This is a genomic window from Aeromonas sp. HMWF015 (assembly GCF_963878965.1).
In the GTDB taxonomy this organism is placed as follows: domain Bacteria; phylum Pseudomonadota; class Gammaproteobacteria; order Enterobacterales; family Aeromonadaceae; genus Aeromonas; species Aeromonas veronii.
Genome location: NZ_CAWNZT010000364.1, coordinates 1 through 10,913, shown reverse-complemented (window position 1 = coordinate 10,913; position 10,913 = coordinate 1). Strand labels below are relative to the sequence as shown.

Here is a 10,913-nt window from a genome sequence, read left to right as displayed (position 1 = left end):
GGCCCCCGAATTGGTTATCAGTGGGTGGCTCAATCGAGTTTGAGATCGACCCAGACCATGCGGTGATCCGAACTGACACCCTTGGCGATGCCGAGTTTCGCATCATAGACCAGGTGATAACCGGCCTCGAAGCTGGCAGGCCAGAAGACGCCGCTCTTGACCGCGTTGAGGTTGGCGGAGGGGATGACGTGATCCAGCTGCAGCACGCTGGAGTTGGTGATGCGTTCCGGGTTGGGGCGATTGAGGTTGCGTTTGCAGTCGGTCCCCTTGCTGACACACTCCGGGCCCCCTTCGCTGACCGGGATCAGGGTGCCATTGGTGATGGCTTGATTCATCAGCGGATTGTTAAGGATATCCTGAATGGCGGTCAGGTCGCCGTCACCGGTGAGCGGATCGGCGTTGAGATCCCCGGCGATAACGAACTTGGCGTTTTTGGCCAGTCCACCCTTGGTGCCTTGGTCATCGGTCATGTAGTTGAGACCCTTGACGTAGTCATTCCAGAAGGCGATCTCGGCATGGTTGTGCTTGACGGTGTGACGCGCCGCGTTGGCAAAAATCGGTGGGGTCGGATGGGAGATCAGGAAGTGGATCACCTCTTCCCCCTTCTCTGTCTTGATCCGTACCGGCACATCGGCGTGGTTCTTGGAGGAGAGCGGGTACTGCTGCCAGGCTGCGTCTGAATACCATGCATCGCCACACTGGCGGCTGGCCGGGATCTTGACCTTGGGATTGTTGCAGTCATCGATGATGGGGTTCTGCTCGCCCGGCATATCCTTCCACTTGAAGTGCTGGAAGGTGCGGATCTGCTTGGTGTCGATGGGGTATTTGGACATCACCGCAAAGGCGTACTGGCCGTGGTAGTTGCCAAAGCCCCAGGCATCGTCGGGGCCGCTGTTGACCTTGCCATCCAGATTGAGGTCATAACCGCTCATCAGGCCAGTGTTGGTGGCGAAGTTCTGCATCACCGGATAGCTGATGGCCGTCACCTCTGCGTGCTGGGCGTGAGCCAGATAGTTGTCGTTGAAGGCTTTCAGATCGGCGGTGCTCTCGCCTTTGCCGTCGTTGTCGAACTCGTTGAGCAGGAACACATCCGGACGGGTGCGCTGGATGATCTCCGCCACGTTGCGGATCTGCTGCACGTTCTTGGCTTTGGTTTCCGTGGCGCCGCTCAGGCTCCCTTCGGCGAGGCGGGCCAGCAGGGCATCCTGCTCGGTGCGGGTCAGCGCCAGCTCACCGGTCAGCATACCGGCGGCAGTGCGGTCAAAAGAGAGGTTGAAGGTGGCAAAACGAACCATGGGATCAGCTGCCTTTGAGTCGTTGTCGCTGTTGCAGCCAGCCAGCATCCCGAGGGAGATGGCGGCAGCCAGTAGGGTCTTGTTGATATTTTTCATTGTAATTGTTCCGTAGCATCAATGAGTTATGCCTTCTGTGAGGCGGCGCCATTATAAGTAGAGGGCGATGCTGCGGGGATTTTGCCTGAGTAAAGTGTGAGGATATTCACACCACATATCTGGCGATGATGAATGTTAGCAGGGCGATATGGGGTGTGAAAAACCGGTTTATACGCTGCAGTTTCCGGGATGAATGGCGCACTTCCTGCCGTTACCGCACTCTGAGTTTGTCACACCACCATCGGCAGGCCGCTCTCGGGGTGATGGATCACCTGTGCCGGATAGTCATAGAGACGGGCAATCAGCTCGGGGGTCAGCACTTCGGCAGGCGTGCCATCGGCCATCAGTTTGCCCCGCTCCAGCATCACCAGCCGATCGGCATAGCGCGCCGCCAGATTGAGGTCGTGCAGCACCACCAGCACTGCAGTATTGCGGCTGGCGAGGGCACGCGCCATGGTGAGCAGCTGGTGCTGGTATTTCAGATCCAGCGCCGAGGTGGGCTCATCGAGCAGCAGCAATCGGGGTTGCTCGGCCTGACCGGTCGGGGAGGGGGCCTGCCAAATCTGCGCCAGCACCCGGGCAAACTGCACCCGCTGCCGCTCGCCGCCAGAGAGCCCGGGATAGAGCCGCTTGGCCAGATGCTCGACCCCGGCATGGGTCATGGCCGCCGCCACAATCTCGTCACGCCGCGCCGCCGGTTCACTGTGGGGCAAGCGCCCCATGGCGACGACTTCCTCGCAGAGAAAGGGGAAGTTGAGGGAGGAGCTTTGCGGCAATACCCCGAGCCGGTGGGCAAGCTGGCCGCTGTCCCACTGCTGGCGATCCGCGCCAAACAGGGTGATGGAACCCTCATATTCCAGCTCGCCGGTCAGGCACTTGATCAGCGAGCTCTTGCCCGCCCCGTTGGGGCCGAGCAGCGCGGTGAGGGTGCCGCTCTCGAGACTAAGATCGAGCCCATCCAGGATCTGGCGCTGGCCACGGCGCAGGCTGAGTCGGGAGCAAGCCAACAGGGGGGAGGAGAGTGAGGATGAGAGTGAGGATGAGAGAGGTTGCATAACAGTCCGTATCACAGGGCGCGGCGGCCTTTTACCAGCAGCCAGATGAAGAAGGGGGCGCCGAGCAGGGCGGTGATGATGCCCACCGGCAGCTCGGCCGGGGCCAGCAGGGTGCGTGCCAGCATGTCGGCCGCCAGCAGCAGGGCGGCGCCAAGCAGGGCCGAGAGCGGCAGCAACCTGATGTGGTTGGGGCCTGCCAGCAGGCGCACCAGATGGGGCACCACCAGCCCGACGAAGCCGATCATCCCCGATACCGCCACCGCCACCCCGACGCCCGCCGCGGTGAGCAGGATCAGGCGGCGTTTGAGGGATTGCACATTGACCCCAAGATGACGGGCCTCCCCTTCACCCAGTAGCAGGGCGTTGAGGGGATTGGCATCGCGCATAAAGAGCCACAGCAGGGCCGCCAGGGTGAGCAGGGCCAGCGCCACATCGGCCGGTTTGCCCGCTGCCAGCGTTCCCATCTGCCACAGGCTCAGGTTGCGCAGCATCTGATCGTCTGCCAGATAGGTGAGCAGGCCGATCACCGCACCGGAGAGCGCCGTGATGGCGGCCCCGGCCAACAGCATGACAGTAACCGAGGTGCCCCCCTCACGGGTGCCGAGCAGATAGACCAGGGTGGTGGTGAGCGCGCCGCCGAGAAAGGCGAGCAGCGGCAGCAGACCAACCCCGATGGTGGCTTGCAGCTGCTGGCCGAGGGGGGCCAGCAGCACGATGGCGAGCGCCGCACCGAGCGCCGCACCGCCGGAGACACCTATGATGCCGGGGTCAGCCAGAGGGTTGCGAAACAGCCCCTGCATCACGGCGCCACAGAGCCCGAGAATCCCCCCCACTGCGATGCAGAGCAGGGTACGCGGCAGGCGAATTTCCTGCACGATCAGCAGTTTGTGCGACTCAATCCCGCTCTCCTGCCCGGCAAACAGCGCCCGCAGACTCTCGCCCAGGGTGAGGGTCATGGGGCCGGTTGCCAGCGAACCGAGCAGCAACAGTGCCAGTGCGGCCGTGGTAAAGGCCAGCAGCCAGGAGAGGGGTAACCGCATCATGACCCCTGCTTGATCCACTGGGCGATCTGGTTCGCCTGTTGCAGGGAGTTGAGGCTCAGGCCCCCTTGCAGGGCGTGGCCGTCGATGGCGTGAATGGCGTTACGCTTGCCAGCCGGGGTTGCGGCCAGGGCGGGCACTTCGGCCAGCACCTTGACCGGGTCGGCATACTGCTGCCAGTCACGACCGCTGACCAGCACCAGATCGGGCTGCATCTCGATGAGGGATTCTGCGGATACCGGCTTGTAGTTGCGCAACTCGGCGACCGGATTGATGCCGCCTGCCAGCGAAATCAGCGCGCTGGCGGTGGTGTCCCCCCCGGCGATGCTGGTGGGTTGCCCCTTGTGCAGCAGCAGGAAGGCGACCTTGAGCGGTTTGTTCTGTTTGGCTTGCGCCGCCAGCTGAGCGGTCTGGGCCTGGATCTCAGCCTTCAGGCGATCGCCTGCGGCTTTATCGCCCAGCAGGCTGGAGAGGGTGTCGATACGCTGATTGAGGTTGGCGAGGGTCGGCGCGGTATCCAGCACCTCCACCTTGACCCCGGCACGGCGCAGCTGATCCAGGGTCGGGGCCGGGCCCATCTCGTCGCTGCCCACCAGTCGGGTGGGGGAGAGGCTCAGGATCCCTTCGGCGGCCAGCGCCCGGTGATAGCCCACCCTGGGCAACCCTTTTGGCAAGGGGCTGCTGACATCGGTGGCGATCAGGCTCGATTCACCGCCAAGGGCCAGAATGAGTTCTGTGGTGGCCGGGCCGATACTGACGATACGCTCTTTCTGTCCGTCGGCGGCAACGGCAGAGAAGGGAGAGAGTGAACTGCAGAGCAGGGTGATGGCGAGGGCAAGACGACGGCCCATGCTAACCTCCGAAGGGGTGAATGAAACGGGTGTGCCGCCGAGAATATCAAGGCTTTGGAAAAAATGCACTGATAATGATAGCAATTATCAATTGCATTGGTTTCGGTGCTTTATTAGAGTAGCCGCCATGATAAACAGCGGGACAATATGGTCCCGCAGAGGGAGAAAACATGAGCATTGCACAACGCATTCACGCGCTGCTGGAGCAGGATCCCGGCGCTCATCCGTCCACTCTGGCGGCCCAGCTTGCCATCAGCGAATGGGAGGTGGTTCGCCATCTGCCCGCCGAGCTGGTGACCCTGCTACCCGCCGATCGCGCACAAGGTCTGCTGGAAGATTTGGCCGACTGGGGCCCGGTGACCACCATCGTCGAATCAGAAGGATCCATCTTCGAGGTAAAAGCCCCCTTCCCGAAAGGCAAGGACGCACGCGGTTACTACAACCTGATGGGCCGCGACGGTGAGCTGCATGGTCACCTCAAGCTCGACAACGTGGCGGGGATTGCGCTGGTCAGCAAGCTGTTCATGGGCAAGGAGGGGCACTCCTTCCAGTTCTTCGGTCACTCCGGCCGCTGCATTTTCAAGGTCTATCTGGGTCGCGACGAGAAACGCCAGCTGCTGGCCGATCAGGTCACCCGTTTTATGGCGCTGCGCCACAACTCTCAAGAGGAAGTCAAAGCATGAGTGAACGTCAGGAGCGTCTGCAGAACCGCCTGCAACCGGAGATCCGCGAGTTTCGCGACAGCTGCCGTACCCTGCAGCTCGCCACCGTCGATGGTGAAGGCAATCCCAACGCCAGCTATGCCCCGTTTGTGCTGCAGGAAGATGGCTACTATGTGCTGATCTCCGAGATCGCTCGCCACGCCCGTAACCTGCAACAGGTGCCGCGAGTATCCCTGATGCTGATCGAGGATGAGAGCGGTGCCCGCGAGCTGTTTGCCCGCAAGCGCTTGACCTTCGATGCGGTGGCTGAAGTGGTGGCCCGTGACGACGCCCGCTGGAGCAAGGCGGTCACAGCGCTGGAAGGTCGTTTTGGCGAGATCATCAAGGGTCTCTCCAACCTCAAGGATTTCAAACTGTTCCGCCTCAAGCCGGAACAGGGGCTGTTCGTCAAGGGCTTCGGACAGGCGTTCGCGGTTTCCGGTGACGAGCTGGTGGATTTCGTCCATCTGGTGGAAGGGCACAAGCGCATCGACAACGGTGCCGAGCTCACCAGCCCGGCCGATGCGCCGGTCTGATAATCCCTGCCAACTACGACAGCCGTCATAACAAAACGGGCAGCCAATTGGCTGCCCGTTTTTATTGTGTTATCTCATCCGCCAGTTCAATCCTGCCAGCTGGCCTTGTTGGGAAAAGCGCGACGATCGGCGTCGGTGGCCGTTTCGTTGCACTCGCCCCGCACCTTCCAGGAGGTCTGGCTCAGTACGATGTAGCCCTGGCGGCAATACTGCTTGGTCGCCAGGGTCTCGGTCAGCAGATTCTCCTGTAACGCCTCCCGCTGTTCCAGCAGCCGCTGGCTCTGGGCCGCCGAGAGGCCGCGTGGCAAGGTGTCGTTGGGCGCGGCTTCAAAGGTGAAGCGTTTACTCCCCTCCTCGTTGATGTGGGTCAGAAACAGAGGTTCCGGCCCGTCATACTTCTGTCCGGGCAAGCTGGAGCAGGCCGACAGCAGGGGAACGATCAACAACAGGGTGGCAGACAACAGGCGCACGACAGACTCCAGTGAGAAACGAGGCGAGGCTCGCAGATTAGCACGGCTGCAGGGCGGGTGTTACTGCCAGCAGCTCGTCGGTGGTGAGCAGGGTCACACTGCGCCCCTCCGGCAGGCTGAGGTGGCGCCACATCCAGTGATGGTGCTCGGTGATCTGGGCTGCGCTCAGATGGGGGCGATCAGCGGTGGTGTGACCATCGCTTAATACCAGCACCTCGTACCCATGGGAGGCGGCACTGCGCACCGTGGTATCGACGCAAAAATCGGTGGCGCAGCCACAGAGAATGAGTCGATCGACCGGCTGCTCGGCCAGCAGGAAGGCGAGCTCGGTGTCGAGAAAGCTGTCACAGGCCGTTTTGCGCACCCGGCTCTCTCCCTTGGCCGGTTGCAGTGCTGCATGCAACTGCCAACCCGGGGTGCCCGGTTCCAGTTCGGTACCGGGGGGCGAGTCATGCTGGATATAGATGACCCGTCCCTGTTGCTGCCTGACATGGGCCGCAGCCCGATTGATATTGGCCAGCACCTGCTCCTGGCGGTAACGGGGCTCGTTGAACAAGCCTTGCTGCACATCGATGATCAGTAACACATCCATATTTTACCCGCCGTTTCCTGGAAGATTAGGGTTGCAGCCACTGGCTGCAGTCACGACTGCGGGATTGATGCAGCGCGCCCATATCTTGCTTCATCTCGCCACTGTTTTGCCAGCGCTTAGGCAGCGGCATGATGGTTACCTGCACATCGGCTGCGCGATCTGCAACAGAGGTCTCATCTGTACGAGGCACGACCAGCGCTACCTTGAGGGCCGGATTGCGGCTGGCGATGCGACTGGCGAGCCCAAGCCCCCCCTCGACGTGGAAATTGCCGGCGATATGCATGATCTGCTGGCCCGGGTGCTTGGCGAGATAATCCACCATGCTCTCGGCCATGGTGTCATCCCAACTGGTCTGGGCGGCGAAGCGGCGGGCGTTGCTATCGGCATCGCCGTGGTGCATGGAGGCCATAAATTTCTGGCGATAGGGATCATCCCCCAGTGTCAGCTGGCGGGCCAGCTGGCTGCGACGTGCGGCTGGCAGTTTGTCGAGCCACTCAGCCCCCTCCTGACCGACACAGCTCACCAGCGGTTTGGGGGCGTTGGCGGCGATCACCGGCATCTGGTGAGCCTTGGCAAACTCTACCAGCGGGCGGTAGTCGCTCGGATAGTTGGGCCAGGCGTTGCCTTCGCGGATCAAGGCCGCTTCACCAATCTGATTCGCCAGATAGGCATCCAGCGTCTTCTGATCGGCGCGGCTGAACTGCTCCATGGAGAGGGCCAATGGCCGCCCGTGCTGCTGACCTGCGGTGTAGAGCCCGCTTAGCAGGCGCGATTGCAACAGATGCACGGCGGGATGGCTGTGCAGCTCCCCCACCAGAATGATGTCGGCGTCGGCAATGCGCGCGATCGTCTGCTCCAGCGTCAGGTCTGCATCTCCTTCGCTACTTAGCCGGTAGTCATAGAGCGTCTGCAACTGTGATGACACGGTTGGCTGGGTGGGGGTGGCACAGGCTGCCAGTAGCAGCGGTAGGGCGAGCAGGGGAAGTCGTCTAATCATGGGATCTCACGGCTGATATGCCCGGATGCCGGTGCATCTCGGGGGCTAATAGAGAATAAGGGCAACACAGGGCGACAGTGTAAAACCAATTTGGTTCAAAACAAATGAGAATGATTTCGTTTCTTGTTGATCTTTGTCGGGAGCTGGGTAATATGCGGTCTGTTTGATAATAGTTCTCAATAAGGATTCGCTGTGACCCATCATAACGCACTCTCTCTGGTTGCCCTCGCCGTGGCAGCCGGTCTCTCCTCCCAGGTCTTTGCTGCCACCCAGAAGGCGGATGAAGTCGTGGTCGTCAGCGGCTCACGGATGGAGCAAAAACTGGAAGATGTCTCCGGCCCCATCTCGGTGATCACTGCCAAGCAGATTGAAGAGCAGGTCGTCACCAACGTCGCCGACCTGTTCCGCTACGAACCCGGTGTGACCGTTCTGGGCGGTCAGGGGGATGCGCAGACCTTTATCATCCGCGGCATGGGTGAAAACCGGGTCAAGGTGGTGCGCGACGGTGTGCGCCAGAACGATGCCTACAGCAAGGGCGGGGTTGGTCAGAGCTACTTTGATACCGACATGATCAAGCAGGTGGAAGTGGCCAAGGGGCCCGCTTCTGCCGCCTACGGCTCCGATGCGCTGGGTGGCGTGATTGCCATCACCACCAAGGATGCCAGCGATTTCCTCAAGGGCAAGGATAGTTATCTGGACGTGACCAGCGGTTACGCCTCCAGCAGCCACCAGAAGATGGCGGGCTTTACCGGCGCCTTGCGCACTGGTGAAGTGGAGAACCTGCTGCGCTACACCTGGCGCGATGGCGGTGTGACCCAGAATTTCGATTCCACCAAGAACGACTTCGATATCGGTACCCACGCCCTGCTGCTCAAGAGCAAGTGGAACCTCTCCGATGAGCAGTTCCTCAAGCTGACCGTTGACTACCTGACCGATGGCGAGGAGCCGGATGCGGTCAAGCTCAACAAGGTCGGTACCGGTACTGCCCGTGTCTTTGATCAGCCCATCACCGACAAGCAGACCGACAACCTCTCTGTGGTGCTGGATCACGGCATCGCGCTGAATCAAGGTTGGGCCGATCGGATGGATAGCAAGGTTTACTTCGCCCGCACCAAGCAGACGCTGGATCAGTACGCCTCATCCAAGTATCCGGTCAGCCCCGGCAACCCCTATGTGACCAAAAACTCGCTGGATCACAACGTGTTCGATCAGAAGAACATCGGCGCCCAGCTGCAGTTCCACAAGGCGGTCGCCAACCACCGCCTAGCCTGGGGGGCTGAATACGAGCACACCGACAACGAACGTACCCGTTACAAGGGGCCGACGACTCCCGGTGATTTTGTCGGCTACAACGAGCTGAGTTTCCCGGCTACCATCAGCGAGCGCAGCGCCCTGTGGGCCTTTGACGAGATCAAGTTTGGCGAGCGCTGGGTGCTGACCCCGGGTGCCCGTTATGACTACTACCGGATGACCCCGGACAACGATCCGGCCTACACAGGCGACAAGCTGCACAAGTTCTCCGAAGGGGAGTTGTCACCCAAGCTGGGTCTGGTGTTCAAGGCCCACGAGGCGGCCAACCTGTTCGCCCAGTACAGCCACGGTTTCAAGGCCCCCATGTATGACAGCGCCTTCTCCACCCTGAACCATCAGGCGTACGGCTATCGCATCGAGCCCAACCCGAACCTCAATCCGGAGAGCAGCGACGGCATCGATCTTGGCGTGCGTGGCAGCAGCAACGGCTTCAGCTATGAAGTAGCCAGCTTCTACAACAAGTTTGAAGACTTCATCGAGATGGTGGAAGTGGGCAAAGAGGGGCGCACCGCCGTCTACCAGTACCAGAACCTGAGCAAGGCGACCACCAAAGGGGTCGAAGCCAAGGCGGATTACTGGCTCAACGACATCGTCAATGTCTGGGGCAACCTCGCCTACATCGAAGGCAAGGATGGGGATGGCAACTACATCAACAGCCTGAGCCCGCTGAATGGCTCCGTCGGTGTGCGTCTGGAACAGTCCCAGTGGAACTTCAACACCGCGCTGCGCTTTGCTGACAACATGGACAAAGTCCGTAAAGACAGCAAAGGCAACGATTACGTGAAGAGCGCCGGTTGGGGTGTGGTTGATATGTACGCCCAGTTCAACCCGATGACCGACCTGCAGCTCAACGTCGGGGTCTTCAACCTGTTTGACAAGGAGTACACCAGCTACGAGCGCATCGCCGGTCGTGCCGAGGGCTCCGATAACAGCATGATGACCGAACCGGGCCGCAACCTGAGTGCACGGGTCAAATACGTATTCTAAAAAGACAATACACGCAGTGATCGAGGGCTGTTGCCCGCATCGGATCCCCGCCCTGACAGGCGGGGATTTTTTATACATGTAGCCAGGCGTGAGGTGACCCGCTCACGCCATGTTATTCGTTGGCTTCGCCTTTTCTTTGTGTTGGCGAGATATTATGCTATTTGATTCATTGTTAATGATATTTAGTAATTCTTTACAATGGGTGCGACTCGCCTTTGACTTCGACATCGAACTATTTTCTCGACACCGCCGATGCACTTGAGCTGATTACCCGCTTCAATGAGGCCCCTGACGAGCAGACCATAGTGACTCTGTTGCGAACTCTGAGCCAGCAGATGGGATTTGACCACTTCCGGCTGGGATTCATCTTTCCCAGTTCGATTCAACGTCCTGATGTGAGGATTTTCAACGGCTGTCCTGCCGAGTGGGTGCAGGCCTATGACAAACAGCGTTTCTTTGCGGTAGATCCCGTTGTGCGCAAAGGAATGAAGCAGAGCACCCCCATCCTCTGGGCCAATCTGATCACCGAGTGTTGCGATCAGCAGGACATCGCTGGGTTGGAAGTGATGCTGCAGGCACAAGAGATGGGGCTGCGCGACGGGATCACGATTCCCTGGCACGGGGCGAATGGCCATGTTGGCTTGCTGTCATTGATCACTCGTACGTCACGAACCGAACATCAGTGGCTGACGACTATTCCCTTTTTAAGCTGGCTGGCGGTGCATGTCTTCGAGGCGGTGACCCGTGTTTGTCTTGCCGTGCAGCTTCCTCAGGAAGATCTGACACTACGGGAGCTGGAGGTGTGCCAATGGGCCGCCGAAGGCAAGCAAGTGAGCGATATTGCCCAGATCCTGGGGATCAAGCCCAGAACCGTCACTTTCCATCTTGAGCGGATCGCGGAGAAGCTGGGGGCAAGCAGCAAAAATCAGGCGATATCCTGGGCACTGATGCAGGGGATTGTCAGGCTGAACATTGACACGGC

Annotated in this window: 11 protein-coding genes; 4 read left to right on the top strand and 7 right to left on the bottom strand. The window is 60.3% G+C overall.

Features of this window, described 5'->3' with window-relative positions:
- Positions 1 to 29: 29 nt before the first annotated feature.
- The 4 genes from AACS18_RS18550 to AACS18_RS18535 all read right to left on the bottom strand — a co-directional run bounded on the left by AACS18_RS18550 (position 30) and on the right by AACS18_RS18535 (position 4,337).
- Positions 30 to 1,391 carry an endonuclease/exonuclease/phosphatase family protein gene (locus AACS18_RS18550; protein ID WP_108612992.1) on the bottom strand — a complete coding sequence of 454 codons (1,362 nt, stop codon included), beginning with the start codon at positions 1,389 to 1,391 and terminating at the stop codon, positions 30 to 32.
- A gap of 230 nt (positions 1,392 to 1,621) precedes the next feature.
- Positions 1,622 to 2,446 (bottom strand): heme ABC transporter ATP-binding protein, encoded by an 825-nt coding sequence (locus tag AACS18_RS18545; RefSeq protein WP_108612991.1) that lies wholly within the window; start codon positions 2,444 to 2,446, stop codon positions 1,622 to 1,624.
- 11 nt (positions 2,447 to 2,457) lie between these two features.
- Positions 2,458 to 3,489 carry a FecCD family ABC transporter permease gene (locus AACS18_RS18540; protein WP_181363326.1) on the bottom strand — a complete coding sequence of 344 codons (1,032 nt, stop codon included), beginning with the start codon at positions 3,487 to 3,489 and terminating at the stop codon, positions 2,458 to 2,460.
- Positions 3,486 to 4,337: a heme/hemin ABC transporter substrate-binding protein gene (locus tag AACS18_RS18535; protein ID WP_108612990.1), complete on the bottom strand. Its 852-nt coding sequence runs from the start codon at positions 4,335 to 4,337 to the stop codon at positions 3,486 to 3,488. The genes AACS18_RS18540 and AACS18_RS18535 overlap by 4 nt, the downstream gene beginning before the upstream one ends.
- 170 nt (positions 4,338 to 4,507) lie before the next feature.
- Between AACS18_RS18535 and hutX the strand changes: the two genes are divergently transcribed.
- Both hutX and hutZ read left to right on the top strand, forming a co-directional pair.
- Positions 4,508 to 5,020, top strand: coding sequence for a heme utilization cystosolic carrier protein HutX (gene hutX / locus AACS18_RS18530; protein WP_005362516.1), 513 nt, complete (start codon positions 4,508 to 4,510; stop codon positions 5,018 to 5,020).
- The gene (gene hutZ / locus AACS18_RS18525) at positions 5,017 to 5,574 is read left to right on the top strand and encodes a heme utilization protein HutZ (protein ID WP_108612989.1); all 558 of its coding nucleotides are present in this window, start codon (positions 5,017 to 5,019) and stop codon (positions 5,572 to 5,574) included. Before hutX ends, hutZ begins: the two co-directional genes overlap by 4 nt.
- 86 nt (positions 5,575 to 5,660) lie before the next feature.
- Here hutZ and AACS18_RS18520 read toward each other — a convergent pair whose 3' ends face one another.
- The 3 genes from AACS18_RS18520 to AACS18_RS18510 are packed head-to-tail and all read right to left on the bottom strand — an operon-like array spanning position 5,661 to position 7,633.
- Entirely contained in the window at positions 5,661 to 6,044 is a 384-nt protein-coding gene (locus AACS18_RS18520; RefSeq protein WP_005335256.1) for a hypothetical protein, read from the bottom strand.
- A 37-nt stretch (positions 6,045 to 6,081) separates the two neighbouring features.
- Positions 6,082 to 6,636, bottom strand: a complete 555-nt coding sequence (locus AACS18_RS18515) for a cysteine hydrolase family protein (RefSeq protein ID WP_058057836.1) — start codon at positions 6,634 to 6,636, stop codon at positions 6,082 to 6,084.
- A 25-nt stretch (positions 6,637 to 6,661) separates the two neighbouring features.
- The gene (locus AACS18_RS18510) at positions 6,662 to 7,633 is read right to left on the bottom strand and encodes a ChaN family lipoprotein (protein ID WP_108612988.1); all 972 of its coding nucleotides are present in this window, start codon (positions 7,631 to 7,633) and stop codon (positions 6,662 to 6,664) included.
- A gap of 192 nt (positions 7,634 to 7,825) precedes the next feature.
- Here AACS18_RS18510 and AACS18_RS18505 point away from each other — a divergent pair, with 192 nt between their 5' ends.
- Both AACS18_RS18505 and AACS18_RS18500 read left to right on the top strand, forming a co-directional pair.
- Positions 7,826 to 9,931: a TonB-dependent hemoglobin/transferrin/lactoferrin family receptor gene (locus AACS18_RS18505; protein WP_108612987.1), complete on the top strand. Its 2,106-nt coding sequence runs from the start codon at positions 7,826 to 7,828 to the stop codon at positions 9,929 to 9,931.
- A 215-nt stretch (positions 9,932 to 10,146) separates the two neighbouring features.
- A partial coding sequence (locus AACS18_RS18500; RefSeq protein ID WP_108612986.1) for a LuxR family transcriptional regulator occupies positions 10,147 to 10,913 on the top strand: 767 nt, incomplete at its 3' end.